We start from the raw sequence: 17346 nt of genomic DNA, 5'->3' as shown, positions 1-17346 counted from the left end.
ACGCCACAGGTTTGTTCCGAGAGCGGTCAGCATTCGCTGTGCGCCGGAATACCGCGCAGCCGCTCGTCCAGCCAGATCATGGCCTCGGGGTAACCCAGCCCTGCCGCGATGACGTGTTCGCCGGGCACGCTGCGATAGACCGCGGTGACACGATAGACCGCGGTGACACCGAGCGCACACTGCTCACGGTAGAGGTTGCGTGCGCCCTCGGCGGGGATCCAGAACTCCTGTTCACCGTGGTAGATGTAGAGCGGTGTCGCCGACGCGAGTCCCGACATCCGGGTGACCGCGTAGATTTCGTGGGCCAGTGCCGAGCGCAGCGGGTCGGCGATATTCGCCGCGATATCGATCGGCAGATGCAGAACACCGGGTATGGCGAGAACGCTGATGCACTGGTCCTTTATCGGTGAAGTGCTCACCCACTGGGCGAGGTGGTTCATCCGGGCCAGGAGCTCGGGTCGCTCGCGCGCGATACCGAAAACGGCCGCCATGAACACGCCCGAAGCCAGATTACCGTCCATGCTGCGGGACAGGATCTCGTAGTCGGCGGGCACCCCGCCGAGCGCGGCACCGGCCAGGGACGGCGCGAGCTCGGGTGCGTAACTCTCGATCAGTTTCACTGCACCGTGCGTGGCGATCGCTCCGCCGGAGTAGCCGGTCATCGCGAACCTGCTCGCACCGAATTCCGCTGGGCGCCAACTACGTACCGCCCGGACCGCATCCAGCACCGCGTGCCCCGCGACATAGGGTTCGGCGTAGGCCATCAGCGGTCCCTCGTGATCCGGGATGAGCACCGCGTAGCCACGTGACGCGGCCAGATGAGTGCTGGGCGGGATGAAATCGGTGACCGCGCTGTCGACCGAGATACCGTGCGCCAGTGTGTAACCCGCGGTACATCGACGGCCCAGAGCGTCGATGGGCAGATTGTTCACCAGCACCGGCCGGGCCCCGGGCACCGGCGATGCGGCCGCTGGAATCACCAGCGTGGCCGTGGCGAAAGATGGGCGGCCGTGCGCATCGGTGGTCCGGTATTTGAACAGCACCGCCTGCCGGATCGGCACCACGACCAGCGGTGCGGCCGAGGCGGTGACATCGCGGACCTCGATCACCGCCCCGGGGGCGAAGCCGGCGAGGCCCGCCGGCCACCGATCGAATATCGGGTCGCCTGCCGGTGCGGGCAGCACCGCCTGATGCAGCGCAGCCAGTCTCGGGACGAGGCCATTCGTCTCGCCCTGCGGTTCCGGCGGGGGCATCGGCGCGATCGGTGGCGGCGGAACGACTCGATCGATCCACTGCTGAACACCCGGCAGGAGCATGCCGTTCGTATCCGCGAGTGGTGGAAGCACCGGTAGTGCAGGTAAGAGAGGCCCGGGCTGTGCAGGCGGTTGGGCAGCGGACTGCCCGATGAGCAACGGTAGGATGACGAGCAACGCGAGAGTGTCGGCACGTAAACATCTCATGGCACACGCCCCTGGATGCGACCTCGAAATATGCGGCACCCGAGGCGATGTGGAGTTCCGTCGCCCGAAACGTCCCCTGTCGTACCGGGACCTGAGCTCAGGTTACGTGACCGAGTGCCGGAAACAGTGTTACGTCACAGGATCGAGACGAGCCGCTACCGATTCGAGACAACACGGCACCACGGAATCGATTTCAGCGCCGGCCGGATCCTCCCGCCGATCAGTTCCGGGACTTCGCGTCGGACAGGATCTCGGTGAGCGGTAACCGCGGCGTGCGTTCCGGTGGCCGGTCGCGTTGCGGTGGCGCGCCCACTCTGGCCAGTATCTGCGGCAGCTGGTTACCGTCGATCAACTGCCGGACCGCGCGCCTGCTTTCCGGTACTTCGGTCAGATGGGTGAGCGGACACGTCGCGTATCCCGCCAAGGTGGATTCCAGCAGTACGGCCGACAGCATTTCACCGGCCCTGAGGTGTTCAGCGGGGGAATCCCCGGCCGTGGAAACAACGAGCACCACAGCGTGGTCGGAGGAGTTCTCGCCGGTGTGCGCGGTATCCGACGAAGTGACCGGGAAGCGGCGCCCGATCTCGACCTGCTGATGTTCTCGTGGCGACACCAGCGAGCTTTTCGGTACACCGGTGGCACCGATCACATGCCCGGTCCACCAGTGTAGCTCCGCGTGATAGTTCGAATCGTAACGGCGGCGCGCGCCTGTCAATCGGGTGGCGTGGGCGAGCGCGGGGTGGCTTTCCTCGGGCAGGATTTCCACGGTGGTGTCGGCGGAATCGGTCGCCGCCCGTAGTACCGGCTCGAACTCCGACCAGCCGGGCGGCGGCCCGAACGGCAGACGGTCGGTGTAGCGGCGGTCGATCGCTTCCGCGCGGGCGCGATCGGCATCGGTCACGATCGGCGAACGCTCGAACGTGATGTCCGCGAGGTGGGCCTTGTTGTTCGGGTCGGGGAAACGCGCCACGGCCAGACTCCAGCCGGCAGCCGCCAGGGCGGCCCGCAGGTGATCCAGGCCGGCGCCGCAGCTGATCAGCATCTGGCGACCACCGGGATCGGTCGTGGTCAGCATCCGCTCGGGTACCGCGAACAGCCGCAGTACCTCACCGTCGGACTGCCATCGCCACGGCTGGCTGTTGTGCAGTGAGGGAGCCCGTGCCGCGAGGCGGACTGCGTCCGCGATTGTCGACCCGCTGAGACCAGCGCTCATATACCCGACCATACCTATCCGGAGGCGGCGGGTGTATCACCACACGCGGCCCGCTCTCGAGGGGGCGCCAGGCGGCTCCGATATCGGACCGGTATCCGAGGCCCCGGCGTCACCAGCAATTTTCCGATGAGAGAAGTGCCGAATCGGCGTGTGTCGACCGATCGTCACAAGTGTCTCGCCTCCTATCCTGGAGGCTCATCACGATCGAGTGTCGTTTCGTCTGGGCCGGTCGATCGGAGAGCCGGCTCGCCAGGTGCTCGTGCGTACTACCGGTATGGCCTCACGTTTGTCTCGCCACCGGCTCCCTCCACGGCGGCCTCCGATCGAGACCGCTGCACGAAAGGCGCAAAGCTCTATGGCTCTCCCGGGAAAATACATCGTGGCCGGTATCGATGGATCGGAGGCATCACTGGGTGCCGCCAAATGGGCCGCCGCCTTCGCAGGCAGACTCGGACTGCCGTTACACCTGGTGCATTCGTCGCAGGCCACCGGCCCGATACCCGATGTGGCATTCGGCGCCGAGGAACTGGAAGAAATGCAGCAGGCGTATCGGTCCGATCTGCTGAACGCGGCCGAAAGCGCACTCCGCGAATGGGCACCCGAGGTCGAGCTGAACTCGGTCGCCGACAACAAAGCTCCCGCAGCGGGGTTACTCGAAGCGGCCGGGCAGGCCACGATGATCGTGCTGGGTGCGACAGGCGCCGGTTCGGTCGAACGCTGGCTGCTGGGGTCGACCGTCCTGCGAGTGGCCAACAAAGCAGTATGCCCGGTCGCGGTGTGGCGCGGCGAACTCGCCGGCGTCGCCCTCGACGACCGCCCGATCGCGGTGGGAACCGATGGAAGCCCCGTATCGCAGGCCGCGACCCAGTTGGCTTTCGAATGGGCTCGGCTGCTGTCTGTGCCGGTGACGGCGGTGCGGACGTGGACCGGCAGCTCGGCGGTGGCGTCCGCCGACCCCGGCACGATACAGAAACGGGGCCGGACCACGCTGGTCATCGATTGGGACGCGATCGCGCGCTCGGAAGAACGCGAACTCTCGAGAATCATCGCCCCGTATCGAGAGAAATTTCCCGAGGTCGCCGTGGAGCTGCGATCCCGGCGCGGCTCGGCGGCCCGAGAACTGCTGTACGCCCTGGACCATGCCCAGCTGGCGATCGTGGGCAGTAAAGGCTGGGGTCGTGTCCGCGGCGCCCTGCTCGGATCGACGGGCCAGAACCTGCTGCACCGCGCCGGTCGCCCGATCGTCATCTACCGGACCGCGGACTCCTGAGTCCGGATGCGCGTCGCTATTCGATGATCCCGGGCTGTCGTCCCGACAGGTGCCGGCCGGGAGTATTCACCCAGCGGGGCAGGATCGCCCCGAGTGCGACCATCCCGAGGCCGAGTCCGAAGTGCAGCCAGTTGTCCGCCGTGTCGAGCGGTACGAAATTGGCGTCGCCGGTCTCGTCGACGAGCAGGCCGTAGACCCAGAGCAGCAGGTAGATCACCCCGCCGACCAGCAGGTATGCCCGCGCAAGCACCGCGCTCCTTCCCGCGGCGAGGCCGGCCACACCGAATATCAGGTGTACGACGTTGTGCAGTATCGAAACGTTGAACAGGCCGAGCAGTTGGGCTTCGGAGTGGTGCCCGGCCCATTCCATACTGTCGTAGTTCGTTGTGATACCCGGAATGAAGCCGGCCACTCCCGCCAGGAGAAATACCGCGCCGACTGCCATGGCGGCGAGTTGAACCGGTGAACGGGCAATGCGGGTCGAACTCGTGCGGTCCGACATGGTTTCGTCCTCCCTCCCGCTGTCCTCGCAAGACGGTCTTGCGAATCGGCAACCGGATTCCGCCGCGAATGCCCGCTCGACGCGGCGGCAAACCTCCCTGTCGGCGTTCTGTGCAGCCCATTTCACGCGGTACTCGCCGATGCCGACCGTGGTCTGCCGGTTGTCGTTTTGCCGACCGGTATCCCTGGTATGCCCGCGCCGGTATTCATGGTCGATGTAATCAGTAATTCTTCTTGAGTTGCCAAGCTCTCTGTCCTCCGCGGGGCGGTATTCGACGGGCGCGCCCTCTTGCCAACCGCGGTCGGGTAACAGCAAAGCGTGAATAGGTTCAGTGATTCGGTGATCTCCTGGGCGCGTGCGCGTCAAGCCCATAGAACCCGAGGATCTGGACAGCTGTCTGGTACAGCTGGTAAGTTACTCATTATTCCACTGATGTGGAGTGCCAGGTTTCGCCGCTCCGGCGGTGATCGAACTCAACGAGGAGTGGCGGCATGGACGGACTCAACAGACGAAGCGCATTGAAAGTCGGTGGCGTGGCCGGGGCTGCCGGGGCGCTCGCAGTGGTAGCGGCGACATCTACCGGGCGGGCACAGCCGTGGACATGGTCACCGCAGGGGTCGGTAGCCGGATCCGGTTCCGGTGCCGACCCGATGACCGTGTGGGACCCCGAGGCCGACGAACTGGTCGGCGGGCTGATCGACCGCGGCGAAGTCCCCCGGGTCAACGATGCATTGCGGACGTGGACCAGGAACGGTCAACCGCTGCCCGCCGGACTACCGCCGGAGCTCCGGGATTTCATGGAGTATGCCCGGCAACTCCCACCGTGGACCGATCCGGCCAAACTGGACACGGCGATCCAGTTCAACAAGAAACGCGGACTGTATCTCGGTGTGCTGTACGGGTTCGCCAGCGGCATGATGAGCACGGTCATCCCCAAAGAAGCCCGCTCGGTCTACTACTCCAAAGGCGGGCACGATCTCGAGGACCGGATTTCCAAAACCGCCAAACTCGGCTACGACATCGGCAGTAACAACGCCTACGCCCCCGACGGCGAAATGATCGTCACCTGCGTCAAGACCCGGCTGGTACATGCCGCGGTGCGGCACCTCCTGCCGCAGTCACCGCACTGGGTGCACTCGGCCGAGGAAGATATCCCGATCAGTCAGAACGACATCATGGTCACCTGGCACAGCCTGCCCACGACCGTGATGAAACACCTGACCTCGTGGAAAGTGCCGATCCCCGTGCACGAATCGGAGGCGTTCCTGCACTCGTGGCAGGTGGCCGGGCATATGCTCGGCGTGCGCGACGAGTACATACCGAAATCGTGGCCGGAAGCCAACTCCCAGGCGGCACAGGTGCTCGACCCGATCCTGGCGCCGACGCCCGAAGGGATCAAGCTCGCCGACCGGCTGCTGAGCCTCGGCGCCAATATCGACCTCACGATCCTCAGCAAGCCCGTTCTCGGCGCATTCACCCGCTTCCTGCTCGGTGACCACATCGCCGACGGTCTGCACATCCCGCGGGAACCGGTCTGGGATCCGCTGCTCCGGTTCAGCTGGGGTCCGTTCATCGCGGTACGCGAGGGCATTCTCACCGCAGTCCCGCCGGCCGCCGACCCCTACTGGTTGCTCGACGAATTCCTCCGCAAAGCCGCGCTCATGTACCTCTCCGAACTGCGGATGCCGATCAGCATCGAAATCCCCACCATGAACCGCGATATGAGCGTGCCACCGCGCTGAATCATCGGAAGGTGCCGTAATCATGTCTATTCCCGCAGCCTCCGGCTCCGTCCCGGAACAGGAGGCAGAACCGCCGGTCTATGAGCGTATCGGTGGCCGTGCAGCCTTGGAAACCGTCGTCGAAGACTTCTATGCCCGTGTCCTCGCCGACGAGGTCCTACAGCCCTTCTTCACCGGCATCAACATATCCCGGATGAAAGGCCGGCAGGTCGAGTTCTTCTCGGCGGCACTCGGTGGACCCGACCCCTACATCGGTGCCTCGATGAAACAGGTGCACCAGGGTCGCGGTATCACCCGATACCACTTCGACCTCGTGGCCTGCCACCTCACGGATGCGCTGAGCGGTGCCGGGGTGCCGCCGGAGCTGGTGGCCGAAATCATCGCCGCAGTGTCACCGCTGGCCGACGAGATCGCGTCGAATCCGTGAGCGGTCGCTCGGCCTATGAATTCATGCCTGGTAGACACCACATTCACTAGCAAAGGAACGTTATGACGTCCGCAATCACTCGCCTGGCCCTCGCCTCCGTCGCGGCGGCGAGCCTCGTCGGCGCCGCGGCCGGGGCGACGGCCCAACCCGTCGCGTCCCCGGCGCCCACCCCCGTCGCCGAGGGCGACTCCGGAACCGGCTCATCGGCATTGGATTCCGGGTCGGCGGCCGCGCGAACAGCCGGGATACTCGTCGGGAACGGCGATATCATCGGAATCATCGTCCTGCTCGGCGTCACTCCGTTTCAGATGCTGACCGACGGTGTCTGCGATATGGCCACCATGTCGGCCCTGCCGAGCCCGTGCTCACCGGGCCCCGCCCATTACACAAGATGACCTCTGTCTCGCGTTGCGGGACCGGCGGCGATTCAGCCGGCAAGCCCGGAGTCGCGAATGGCTTCGGCCAGCGGCTCCAATACGGCCGGGTTGTGCGGCGGCGGGAGGTAGATGATCGCGAGTTCCAGGCCCTCGGCGCCGAGCGTGGCCGCCCAATCGATGGTTTCGCCGTTACCGAGCTCGGGGTCCAGCCGCTTCTGCGCCGAGAGGAGGATCTCCTTCGGATCGCGGCCGATATCGGCGCAATGTGCGGCGAGGACGTCACGTTTTCGGGCGAAATCGGCGGGAGTCCCGCCGACGAAGTTCCAGTGCTGGGCGTAACGGGCGGTGGTCCGGAGAGTGCGTTTCTCGCCGTTGCCGCCGATGCAGATCGGGGGATGCGGGCGCTGCGGGCCTTTCGGCTCGTTACGGGCGGCAGTCAGCTGATAGAACGTGCCGTCGAAATCCGTTGTCTCCTGGCTCAGCAGTCCGATGAGAACCTGGCAGGCCTCGTCGAACCGGTCGAGGCGTTCGGTGATGCTACCCAGTTCGATGCCGTAGGCGCCGGACTCCTCCTCGTTCCACCCCGCGCCGATCCCGAGTTCGAGGCGGCCGCCGGAAATGATGTCGAGGGTGGCGGCCATATTGGCCAGCACTGCCGGATGACGGTAGTGGACACCGGTCACCATGGTGCCGAGCCGTAAACGTTCGGTCGCCTGCGCAAGCGCGGTCAGAGTGGTCCATCCCTCCATGCACGGCCCCGTGGAGTCGGAGAAGATGGGGTAGAAGTGGTCGAAGGTCCACCCGGATTCGTAGATCTCGATATCGTCGGCGGCCCGCCAGACGGCCAGCATATCGGCCCAGGTCGTATCCTGCGGGGAAGTCTTGAACGCGAATCGCATGAGAACAGGCTAGAAGCCCGAGTGCGCTCCAGGTTAAAGCCGCCTCGGCGGGTCGGCGCGAGAGAACCTGGTCAGATGGTCGATCGATCGGTTGCCGGCGCCGGTATACCGACTCGCGCGGAGATCTGATGGGACAGGACAACCATCGCGAATACACCCACCGCGACAGCCGGCACCGCGCCGAAGCCTTCTGTCGCAAAATCGGCGAAAGCGTTCAGAACGGTGAAAATCAGCGCCGCCGTCCGCAACGTCTGCAGCGGCCACAGCGGACCCGCCCGGCGGTAACAGACCATCGCCGGAGCCGCTGTGACGAAGGTCAGGCAGGCACTGAGGAAAAGGATCAGTTCGGCGATACCCATCCGGTCCACATCGATCACGGTGTCGGCGGCCCGCAGGGACAGGCCGCCGGCCAGCAGTGCGACGACTCCGGTGATCACTCCCGCCGTCGAGGCCACGACCAGCAACCAGCCGATGATCGGTACCCAGTGGGGGCTGCGGAGGAAACCGGGAACGCGACGTGGCAAGAACTGCTGGACCGAATACAGCCGGTCCGCTCGGTGATCGGCGCTGTCCAGCAACAGCCGGATACCGCGCACAGCACGTGGGTCGGCGCCGCCGGCCTCGGCGCGGTCCAGCATCGCGCGGGCCGCGCTGCGTCGATGCGCGGGCAACCCGCCCGCCATCCCGGTCGCCGCGATCGCCGCAGCATTGGCGAGATATTCGTCGACAGTCGGTGCTCGCACAATCCGGATCAACCGGTTGGCGACCAGGATCACCAGCACCAGCACGTACATGATCTCGGCGGCCGGTCCGTAGAAGTAGTCGTTGTCGGCAGTGACGAATTTGCCGACTTCGTCGAGGAACAAACCGAACCCGACACCACCGACCACCACAGCCACCGACCGAGCAGTGAAACCGAGCAGCAGCCAGCCCACCAGCAGTGCCACCATCATCGCGGCACCGCCGTACAGGGCGTGGGCGATATGGAGGGAACCACCACCGATCTGCGGATAGTCGGTGAGTGCGAGATAAGCGCGGGTCACCAGGATGGTGGTAATCGCGATGACGAGGAACGTTTCGGCGGACGCGTTGCCGTAGGTATTGCGCACCCACCGGGTGCGGCGTCGGGCCGTGCGGGTCGCAGGCATTGCATTCCCGGCCGGATCGTCCGGTACGTGACCGGCCACCCCGCCTCGACGCCCGCTGTCCCGAACCACTGCCTGCCCCTGCCGTCGGCCCCGTATGCACACGCAACCGGCAAGCGCCGGAAGGCGACCATAACCCGATATCCGGGCAAAATCGGGTAACCGCTGCCGGTGGCGCAGTCGGCCGACAAGCCCGTTCACCACGCTGTTCGTCCCGACCTGAGTCTCCACCGCACCCGCCGCATCACCTGGTTACAGCGGGTAGCGGACCGGCTCGGCAGCTGGTTCGATCAGCCGGGCCCGGGGAAAGGCAGACGCTCGATGCGTCCATCGCCGATCGGGCGCCCGCACGTTTTACGGCTCGATCCCCGGCGAAGCCCCGCTCTTCGAGCGGAACCGGACGCGGACGTCTCGATACTCTTAGAGCGGAGCTGCGCCGGGCGAGGCAATCGTCTGCGGGCCACCGGATAACCGCCGGCCCGCAGGCGAATACGCGGCGCTCTGCGTATCCCTGCTCGCCGCGATGAGCGGCGAAGTTGCCATACGCCGGCGTCCGGGCGAATTGACGGAGGTGGGCCCGGGTTCAGCGGGTGGCGATAATTGCCGAGCCGTGGCCGAAGAGCCCCTGGTTCACCGCGATACCCGCCCGAGCATCTTCTACCTGGCGGCCGTCGGCTTCGCCGCGCAACTGCCAGGTGAGCTCGCACACCTGCGCGATCGCCTGCGCGGGAATCGCCTCACCGAAACAGGCCAGTCCGCCACTCGGGTTGACCGGGATACGCCCGCCCAGGGTGGTAGCGCCGCTACGCAGCAGATCCTCCGCGCCGCCGGTCTCGCAGAGCCCGATGTCCTCGTACCAGTCCAGTTCCAGTGCGGTCGAGAGATCGTATACCTCGGCCAGCGACAGGTCGGCCGGACCGAGACCGGCCTCTTCGTACGCGGCGTGCGCGACAGCGGAACGGAACTCGCGCGGCGGCGGTTGGACGGCCACTGCGGAATCCGTCGCGAAATCGGGCAGATCGATCACGGTCTTCGGGAACGTCGGCGTGACCGTCGACAGCGCACGGACACGGACCGGATCGGTGACACCGTGGCGGCGCGCGTACTCCATCGACGTCAGCACCAGTGCGGCGCCGCCGTCGCTGGTCGCGCAGATATCCAGCAGGCGCAGCGGGTCCGAGACGACCGCCGAGGCCGCGACGTCCTCGGCCGTCACCTCCTTGCGGTAGCGGGCGTACGGGTTGTTCAGGCCGTGCTTGGCGTTCTTCACCTTGACCGCGGCGAAATCGTCGAGCGTGGCACCGTGCAGCGCCATCCGCCGGCGGGCGTACAGCGCGAAATAGATGGGGTTCGTCGCGCCGAGCAGGTGGAAACGCAACCAGTCCGGATCGTCGCGGCGTTCACCGCCGACGGGCTGGAAGAAGCCCTTCGGGGTGGCGTCCGCGCCGACCACCAGCGCTACATCGCACAATCCGGCCAGGATCTGGGCGCGGGCGTTGGCGATGGCCTGGGCGCCGGAGGCGCAGGCGGCGTAGCTGCTGGAGATCCGTGCACCCGACCAGCCCAGCGCCTGGGCGAACGTCGCGCCGGAGACGAACCCGGGGTACCCGTTGCGGATGGTGTCGGCGCCGGCGATATAGCCGACATCGCGGTGGTCCACGCCGGCATCGGCCAGTGCCGCGCGCGCCGCGACCAGACCGTACTCGACGAAATTGCGCCCCCATTTGCCCCACTGGTGCATACCCGCACCGAGGACGGCGATATCACGGTCATTCGACTCAGGCATCGACCGGCCTCCACATCCACACCGTATGTTCTGCTTCCTCGTCCTCGTACAGCACGCCGAGGGTCAACTCGACCGGCATGCCGACGGCCAGATCGTCCACCGTGAGGCCACGCACCACCTGCCCGAGAATCACCATCTGCTCGACCTCGAGCTCCACCGCCGCGACGACATACGGCTCGAACGGTTCGGGGGAGACATAGGGTGGTGGTGGCTTGTACCGGGCGTCCGCATACGACCAGATCCGGCCGCGGGTGGAGAACAGGTACTCGGCGAGCTCGGAGCCGTCCTTCGGGCCCGTGCACTGCGGGTTGCGGCAGGCCAGGGTGTTCCGCGGGAAGTACGGCGTGCCGCAGGTAGTGCAGCGACTTCCCTTCAGGCGCACCGTGCCGTCATCCGCGGTGAACCAGTCGGCCACGGCGGGGCGTTGTTCTTTCTGCACATTTCCGACCGTATAGGAACAGGTTCTACTTTGGGGCCGGAAACCCACTCCATGGGAGTGCGACCGGAGGTACGGTGAGGCCGGATCGGGAGGGAACGGCCTCCTCGAGTCGATCTGGAGTACCACACACGATGGGCAGCGAAGTCATCGAACCGCAGTCGATCCGCAACGTCACGGTGGTCGGGGATCCCGACACGACCACACGAGTCGTGCACCGCCTGCTCCGCGATCTCACCAGGACCGGGACCGGGGTGTCGGGGACGGTCCACTGGACCACTGATCACACCGGACACACGATCCGTATCGCCGAGCTGTCGAGCCACGCTCCCAACGCCATCCTGGAACGGTCCATCCGGGTGGCCGACGGGCTGATCGCGGTCATGGACGCCGCTGCGAAACGCGACCCGCGTCTCGAGACGGCACTGCGAATCGCCGACGATCACCAGGTCGCCCGGCTGTGCCTGGTGACCGGTCTCGACCACCCCGCCGCCGGCTTCGGCCGGTGCCTCCGGATGATCGCGGACACCCACGGGGCCGTGCCGTTGGCCCTGCAAATCCCGTACGGTCTCGGCACCGGGTTCGAAGGCGCCGTCGACCTGATCTCGATGGGGGAGCACGGGCGGGTCGCCGGTCTCGCCGGAAACCATCGCCGAACTGCCGAGAAGTGGTACCGGCACCTCGTCGATACGGTGATGGACGAGCGGGCCGCAGACACCTCCGGCCCCTCCTGGACTCCGTCCGGCCTAGTACACCACCGCGTCCGCCACCTCACCCAGATCGGCGATATCGCGCCGGTCCTGTGCGATACGACCCCGCGGAGCCATATCGCCCCGCTCCTGGACGCCATCGTCCGCTACCTACCCTCGCCCCTGCACGTCTGCCAACCGGAACACGCTCTCGACTACTGACCGGCGCCCCGGTATGACGATTGCCCCTCCGGTGGTAGACGCTCCCGCTACGCCAGCGCGGGTTTGCGGCCGACGGCCGCGTAGAGCGGGAGGGTGTAGTCGTAGGCGGCGGGCTGGTCCATTCGTGGACGCCAGCGGTGCAACGGGACTGTTCCCGGTTCCACCGGTTCCAGGCCGGTGAAGAACCGTTCGAATTCGTCACGGCTGCGCGGTTGCATGGCGATTCCGCTCTGGGTGTAGGTGGCGACTGTGCCGGCGACACCCTCGGGATCGATCTCGGCGGTCAGGTGCGTCATTGCCAGGTAGCTGCCGGGGGCGAGGGCATCCAGCAGGGTTGCGACAGCGTCGTAGATGATGTCGCCCGGGACGAAATGGGCGATGGCGATGAGGCTCAACGCGGTCGGTACGCCGGGGTCGAGGGTGTCGGTCAGAGCGGGTGCGGACAGGATCGTCTCCGGCTCGGTGAGATCGGCGTTGATGTAGCCGGTGCTCCCTTCCGGCGTGCCGGTCATGAGTGCGCGGGCGTGGGCGAGGACCAGCGGATCGTTGTCCACATAGACGATGCGCGCCGCCGGGTTCACCTCTTGGACGACCTGATGCAGATTCGGTGCGGTGGGGATTCCGGTGCCGATATCGAGGAATTGGCCGATCCCGGCCTCGGCGGCGTACCGGGCGGCCCGGTGCATGAAATCACGGTTGGCCCGGGCGACCTTGCGCGCGTTCGGCACCGCCTGCTCCACCTTGGCAGCGGCTTGCTGGTCCGCCGGATAGTTGTCTTTTCCGCCGAGCAGGTAGTCGTAGATGCGGGCGCTGTGCGGCTTGTCGGTTCGCAGATCCAACGATTTTCCCGCCACAGCACACTCCGATCCGAAAACAACACCGGTACAACTCTGTCGACGATATCGCCGATCCCGGCCCGGCCGCACCTGATGTGCGGAGATCGTTGCAGGCCGCACGGGTTTCGTCGCCGATGCGGGGGCGTGGACGTCCGTGCAGCCGTTCCGGGCCCGGTGGCGCTGTCCGTTTGCTGTGGATAGCTTCATTGGGTGCAGGACCATCTCGATGACCTCCGATTCGCCCATGTTCTCGTGGATTCCGCGGCCGCGGCGAGCATGGAGCGTTTCAAGGCGCTCGACCTCGTGATCGAGTCTAAGCCGGATCTGGAACCGGTGCGCGAATCCGAAACCGAGGTGGAGAAGCTCATTCGCGGACAGTTGCAGCGCTCCCGCCCGCGTGACGCCGTGCTCGGCGAGGGGGAGGGGTTGGAGGGAACCGGGCCGCGCTGCTGGGTGGTCGATGCCATCGACGGTCTCGAGAACTATGCGCGCGGTGTACCGGTATGGGCGACGCAGATTTCCCTGATCGAAGCGTCCGAGGGCGGTTACCGGCCCGTGGTCGGCGTCGTCTCCGCCCCAGCGCTGGGACGCCGCTGGTGGGCCGCACAGGATCACGGCGCCTTCACCGGCCGCAGCCTGTCCTCGGCCAGCCGCATGCGTGTCTCGGGCGTTTCGAAGTTGCCGGATGCGTCGTTCGCGTACTCCTCCCTTGCCGGCTGGGAGGAGCAAGGCAGGCTGAGTGGTCTTCTGGCGCTGTCGAGGGAGGTGTGGCGTACGCGCGCGTACGGTGACTTCTGGCCCTACATGATGGTTGCTGAGGGGTTGATCGATATCTGCGCCGATCCGGACCTCTCGCCACTGGAGATGGCGGCCCACGCCGTCATCGTGACCGAGGCGGGCGGGGCTTTCACCGGCCTCGACGGCAACCCGGGCCCGCTCGGTGACAGCGCGGCCGCGTCGAACGGCATGCTGCACGACGAGCTACTCGGGTATCTGAGCTGACCGAACGAGCCCCGTAGGTTGTCGGCGCGGCCGAACGGGACAGCCGGTGAGGCGATGCATCGCGGGCGGCGTTCGACGCATCAGCGACCGCGGTGACACCCACGGCGTGGTGTGCACCTGCGAAACCAGCATCATCGTGGTCGACGACCTGCATTTTCTGTGATGGACCCACCGCAGCGGGGTCGAGATCAGCAACTACTTCAAAGACATCGCCAACCGGTCGATGGCGAGCGCTACCGTCACGGGCACTCCAGAAGTTGCCGGCCGAAGACCACTGTGCGGCCACGGCGGAAGGCGAACACGCCCGTGAAACGTTGCCGTGCGAGGCCTTTCGGTCCGTTCATTCGGTGGTGCCGTTCGATATCTGCAGGCGAGGCAGTCCGTTCAGCGCGATCTGCGCTGCCTGGGTCACCACCTCCGGTATCTGTTCGAGTGGCCTGTTTTGACGGATGTGTGCCATGGCGGTGCTCGTCACTGCTCCGACGAGTGAACCGATCACGGCGTGCGCGGTCGGTTCGTCGAGTTCCCCGGGAAATGCCAGGGTCAGCGCGTTGGCCCAGTCGACCTGCAAGTCGAACAGCTGTCGAAGCGCGACCGCACGCAGCGAGGGAACCGTGAGTATCAGGCGGGCTCGGATCGCGGCCGGGTTCTCGTCGGAAGCCACACTCCATTGCGGGGAGGCGGCGAGCATTTCCACACCGCGCATCAGGACCGTGTACAGGGACTCTGCGCTGCCGCGAGCAGTGATGGTCTGCCGCATCGCCACCACCCCTTCGGGCTGGTCGGCGAACACCAGATCTTCCTTGGCCGGGAAGTATGTATAGAAGGTTGCAGGCGCGACCTCGGCTGCCGTGCAGATATCTGCGACAGTCGACGACGATGCGCCGGGGGAGCAACTCATCGCCGGTGCGGCGCATGTGTGCTCACGTGTCCAGCAGTATCCGGGTAATCGTCTCCATGTGCTGCTCGCCCCAGCCGCCCAACGGGATCAGCGCGGTGTTCACCGACCCTCCGAGGGTTCTCATGCAAGCCCACAGGAGGACCATGAACCGGCGATGCGCAGTAGGAACGCTGACCCCGATAAGTACCAGGATTTGGTGTGCCTTCGTCGCTCATCACCGCGTGTTCCTCATGCCCGGCCGCTGATGACCTGGCCGGAGGCATCCGTCCTCGTCGACGACCGACGCCGAGTGGGCGCTACTCGAGCACTGCTACCCGCCCGGGAAACGCTCCGGAAGAAGTACGAAATGGATCGGCGTCGCGGGCATTCGAGGTGTTCCGAGGTTCACGTCCGATTCCCGCCAGAGTTTCGGCTGCTGGTGCGGTGTGCTCACTGAGGAGCTGACGTCCTCGCAACCGGAACCGTTTCGAATGGAGCCCGAGATGATGCCCGGTCCAGCCGGTTCGCGCCTGTTACCGATGCAGTTCGTCGCGTTGTCCTTGGCGTGGGGATCGAGCTTCCTGTTCATGAAGATCGGTCTCGCCGGGCTGTTACCGTTACAGGTCGCGACCGCCCGTATGAGGCTCGGGGCGCTCGCTTTGACGGTGGTTGTGCTGGTACTGAGGGTCCGGTTACCCCGGTCTGTACGACAGTGGGGACATATCAGCGTTGTCTCACTATTCCTGTGTGTGCTGCAGTTCACGTTGTTCGCCTGGGCGGGCCAGCACATCAATTCCGGCCTGCTGAGCATCTATAACGTGACCACACCGCTGATGACCCTGCTGGTCACACTGGCAGCCCTACGTGCCGAACGACCGCACCGCGCTCAACTCGCCGGCCTCGCCCTCGGACTGATCGGGGTCCTGATCGTGCTCGCCCCGTGGCAACTCCTCGGAACAACCGACACCGGCGGCCTCGGCGCGCAACTCGCTTGCTTGGTCGCGACCGGCAGCTACGGTGTCGCCTTCGTCTATCTGCGCCGGTTCGTTTCACCACTTGGTCTGCCGGCGACCTCGGTCGCGACCGTCCAGGTCGGAATCGGCGCCGCCATACTCCTGGTGACCGTACCGATCATCGACGATCACCCTGTGATGCTGACCCCGGGCATCGTCGCTAGCATGATCGTTCTCGGGGTCTTCGGAACCGGGGTGGCCTACATCTGGAATACCAACATCGTCGCTGGATGGGGTGCCACCGTGGCTTCCAGCGTCACCTATCTGACCCCGGTCATCGGCGTGGCGCTCGGCGCTGTAATTCTCGACGAGACCGTGACCTGGCATCAGCCGCTCGGAGCTGTGCTCGTCGTCGCTGGAATCGTCATCAGCCGCAAGCAGCCACGTCCCACCGGAACCGGCGTGGCCACCGCCGATCCCACACCACACTGATCACCTGACATGAACAGTCTGCTGCAGCCGAACCGCACTTCCCGGCCCCGCGTACGAAATCGCCGAATGGTGCGCTTACAGCTATGAGGAGCGAACCGCCATTGTCACGGCCAGTAGGCACACCAACGTCAGTGCCGCCCTGAGGCCTCGGATTGCGGAATGCCATGAACTCGACAGGTGTAGCGGAGGTGAGCTCCCGGCCGTTGCCCGCTGGATTGATATTTGGCTCGCCGAGGTAATCGTCAGGGCGTGATTGCTTCCATCCGAGCTGTCAGTCGTCGATATTCACCCCGGCGATCTCGAACCACGCGTCGCCACAGCAACGCGAATTCCTGATCGCGGCAAGGACATCACCAACTCAGGGGATCGGTCCGGAGGCAAGCACAGGCTCGTCCAGAGACCGTGGGCGGCGGCGACGCCGGCGGGTATCGCGTTGACCCACCAGCTCATCCGCCAATCGTATCCGCCCTCGAGGGGCGTGCGGTGTCGTTCTCAATCGTCAGCGGTGCCAGTCCTCGGGTGCAGGAACCGCACCAGCCCATGCCTTCTCGAACTCCTGTGCCGTGATCTCCTGCCCGGCCAGATCGGGGTCTCCCACCAGTCGATCGGTGGATTGAAGGGGAAGTCGTCGAGGCCGAGCTGGACCGCCTCGCCGCTGTCAGCACTTCGACCTGGCGGGTGCGATAGCAGTCGGTGATCTCCATCAGGTAGTCGGCGGCCGGAATCTCACCCCCGTCCCAGCGTCGACGAACATACAGCAGCTCACGGTGTGCCAGGACCCCGAAACCTTCGCGGCCCCGCTGGATATTCCGCAGTTCCTGCACTTCGGAGACGGCGAGGTCATCGATATCGACCTCGGCCAGATGTCATTTCCGGGCCGATTTCAGCCGATTCGGATCGTCGACAACCCCTGTCTCGGCGAAGGTCTCGGTGATCTCGCGCGGTCCATTATCGCATCGCGTGGTCTGCGATATCTGTCCATCACGTCGAATGTACTTGCACACGATGCCTTCGA

16 protein-coding genes are annotated in these 17346 nt (G+C 65.8%); 7 read left to right on the top strand and 9 right to left on the bottom strand.

Going from position 1 to position 17346, the window contains the following annotated elements:
- Positions 1-26: 26 nt before the first annotated feature.
- Both NFL01S_RS33025 and NFL01S_RS33020 read right to left on the bottom strand, forming a co-directional pair.
- Positions 27-1253, bottom strand: coding sequence for a lipase family protein (locus NFL01S_RS33025; RefSeq protein ID WP_245670997.1), 1227 nt, complete (start codon positions 1251-1253; stop codon positions 27-29).
- A 427-nt stretch (positions 1254-1680) separates the two neighbouring features.
- A complete protein-coding gene (locus NFL01S_RS33020) occupies positions 1681-2673 on the bottom strand; it encodes an Acg family FMN-binding oxidoreductase (RefSeq protein WP_062980268.1) in 993 nt (330 codons plus the stop codon).
- Between the two features lie 355 nt (positions 2674-3028).
- Here NFL01S_RS33020 and NFL01S_RS33015 point away from each other — a divergent pair, with 355 nt between their 5' ends.
- Positions 3029-3943, top strand: coding sequence for a universal stress protein (locus NFL01S_RS33015; RefSeq protein WP_062980250.1), 915 nt, complete (start codon positions 3029-3031; stop codon positions 3941-3943).
- Between the two features lie 16 nt (positions 3944-3959).
- Here NFL01S_RS33015 and NFL01S_RS33010 read toward each other — a convergent pair whose 3' ends face one another.
- On the bottom strand, positions 3960-4445 hold the full coding sequence (locus NFL01S_RS33010; protein ID WP_062980249.1) for a DUF4383 domain-containing protein: 486 nt from the start codon (positions 4443-4445) through the stop codon (positions 3960-3962).
- Between the two features lie 491 nt (positions 4446-4936).
- Between NFL01S_RS33010 and NFL01S_RS33005 the strand changes: the two genes are divergently transcribed.
- The 3 genes from NFL01S_RS33005 (at position 4937) to NFL01S_RS32995 (ending at position 7009) form a co-directional block, all read left to right on the top strand.
- Positions 4937-6187: an oxygenase MpaB family protein gene (locus tag NFL01S_RS33005; protein ID WP_062980248.1), complete on the top strand. Its 1251-nt coding sequence runs from the start codon at positions 4937-4939 to the stop codon at positions 6185-6187.
- Positions 6188-6209: 22 nt separating this feature from the next.
- Entirely contained in the window at positions 6210-6614 is a 405-nt protein-coding gene (locus NFL01S_RS33000; RefSeq protein WP_062980247.1) for a group I truncated hemoglobin, read from the top strand.
- 62 nt (positions 6615-6676) lie between these two features.
- Positions 6677-7009, top strand: coding sequence for a hypothetical protein (locus NFL01S_RS32995; protein ID WP_062980246.1), 333 nt, complete (start codon positions 6677-6679; stop codon positions 7007-7009).
- A 32-nt stretch (positions 7010-7041) separates the two neighbouring features.
- Here NFL01S_RS32995 and NFL01S_RS32990 read toward each other — a convergent pair whose 3' ends face one another.
- The 4 genes from NFL01S_RS32990 to NFL01S_RS32975 form a co-directional block, all read right to left on the bottom strand.
- Positions 7042-7890, bottom strand: a complete 849-nt coding sequence (locus tag NFL01S_RS32990; protein ID WP_062980245.1) for an LLM class F420-dependent oxidoreductase — start codon at positions 7888-7890, stop codon at positions 7042-7044.
- Between the two features lie 71 nt (positions 7891-7961).
- The gene (locus NFL01S_RS32985; protein ID WP_062980244.1) at positions 7962-9038 is read right to left on the bottom strand and encodes a hypothetical protein; all 1077 of its coding nucleotides are present in this window, start codon (positions 9036-9038) and stop codon (positions 7962-7964) included.
- 580 nt (positions 9039-9618) lie between these two features.
- Entirely contained in the window at positions 9619-10821 is a 1203-nt protein-coding gene (locus NFL01S_RS32980) for a lipid-transfer protein (protein ID WP_062980243.1), read from the bottom strand.
- Positions 10814-11236, bottom strand: a complete 423-nt coding sequence (locus NFL01S_RS32975) for a Zn-ribbon domain-containing OB-fold protein (RefSeq protein ID WP_062980267.1) — start codon at positions 11234-11236, stop codon at positions 10814-10816. Before NFL01S_RS32975 ends, NFL01S_RS32980 begins: the two co-directional genes overlap by 8 nt.
- Positions 11237-11391: 155 nt before the next feature.
- Here NFL01S_RS32975 and NFL01S_RS32970 point away from each other — a divergent pair, with 155 nt between their 5' ends.
- On the top strand, positions 11392-12168 hold the full coding sequence (locus NFL01S_RS32970; protein ID WP_062980242.1) for a translation factor GTPase family protein: 777 nt from the start codon (positions 11392-11394) through the stop codon (positions 12166-12168).
- Positions 12169-12215: 47 nt separating this feature from the next.
- Here NFL01S_RS32970 and NFL01S_RS32965 read toward each other — a convergent pair whose 3' ends face one another.
- Positions 12216-13007, bottom strand: a complete 792-nt coding sequence (locus NFL01S_RS32965; RefSeq protein WP_062980266.1) for an SAM-dependent methyltransferase — start codon at positions 13005-13007, stop codon at positions 12216-12218.
- Between the two features lie 207 nt (positions 13008-13214).
- Here NFL01S_RS32965 and NFL01S_RS32960 point away from each other — a divergent pair, with 207 nt between their 5' ends.
- Positions 13215-14006: an inositol monophosphatase family protein gene (locus NFL01S_RS32960; protein ID WP_062980241.1), complete on the top strand. Its 792-nt coding sequence runs from the start codon at positions 13215-13217 to the stop codon at positions 14004-14006.
- A gap of 340 nt (positions 14007-14346) precedes the next feature.
- On the opposite strand, the gene NFL01S_RS32955 is transcribed toward NFL01S_RS32960, so the two are convergent.
- Entirely contained in the window at positions 14347-14907 is a 561-nt protein-coding gene (locus tag NFL01S_RS32955) for a TetR/AcrR family transcriptional regulator (RefSeq protein WP_062980240.1), read from the bottom strand.
- A 485-nt stretch (positions 14908-15392) separates the two neighbouring features.
- On the opposite strand from NFL01S_RS32955, the gene NFL01S_RS32950 reads away from it, so the two are divergent.
- Positions 15393-16331 (top strand): DMT family transporter, encoded by a 939-nt coding sequence (locus tag NFL01S_RS32950; protein ID WP_062980265.1) that lies wholly within the window; start codon positions 15393-15395, stop codon positions 16329-16331.
- Positions 16332-17346: the final 1015 nt, after the last annotated feature.

Source organism: Nocardia flavorosea NBRC 108225, assembly GCF_001613385.1.
Taxonomy (GTDB): domain Bacteria; phylum Actinomycetota; class Actinomycetes; order Mycobacteriales; family Mycobacteriaceae; genus Nocardia; species Nocardia flavorosea.
Note: the sequence above shows the minus strand (reverse complement) of the source record. Positions and strands in the feature narration are given on the sequence as shown.